This window comes from Synechococcus sp. H60.1 (assembly GCF_047462335.1).
GTDB lineage: Bacteria > Cyanobacteriota > Cyanobacteriia > Thermostichales > Thermostichaceae > Thermostichus.
In genome coordinates this window covers 1-578 of sequence record NZ_JANSJA010000253.1, presented here as the reverse complement: position 1 = coordinate 578, position 578 = coordinate 1, and the positions used below count along the sequence as shown (strand labels likewise).

The following is a 578-nucleotide window of genomic DNA, read 5'->3' as shown; positions in this document are numbered from 1 at the left end:
TGCAACGGCTGTCTGGTCGGGAGAGACGCTTTCAAGCTTGGGTGAACCATCGCATCTCCAAGTCCATTGTTGCTAGGGCACTGGCCACCCACAGTTTTATTGCCTTGGAGGACTTGACTGGAATTAGAGAGCGTACCAACCAACAGCGGCGCAGCAAGACGGAGCGGCGGCGGTCAAACAGTGAGGCCTACGGCCCGCTAGCGCGAGGGGCGTTCTACCAGTTGCGGCAGTTTGTGCAGTACAAGGCTGCCAGAGCAGGGATCCAGGTTGTGGTGGTGCCGCCTGCCTACAGCTCGCAGACCTGCCACCGGTGTTTGTGGATTGGGCAACGGGAAGGGAAGCGTTTTCGCTGTGTGAACCCGGTCTGTGGTTGGGAAGGGGATGCGGATTTTAACGGTGCTAACGTCATTGCGCTTTTGGGGGTCGCTGTAAACCGGCCCAGAGGCCCGTGGTTGGCTTGCCAACTGCAGGGCTACGGAAAGCCCGCTCCGTACCGCTTAGCGGTCGGAGTCAGGTAGTTTACTTTCGGTGATAGAATCACAGCACGCTAGGAGTGTCTGGGGGTTTTGCCCCAGGCT

The 578-nt window shown here is 58.8% G+C and carries 1 protein-coding gene; it reads left to right on the top strand.

What is annotated here, in order from left to right:
• The coding region (locus NW852_RS11905; protein ID WP_414426772.1) for a zinc ribbon domain-containing protein at positions 1-518 on the top strand (518 nt) is incomplete at its 5' end.
• Positions 519-578: the final 60 nt, after the last annotated feature.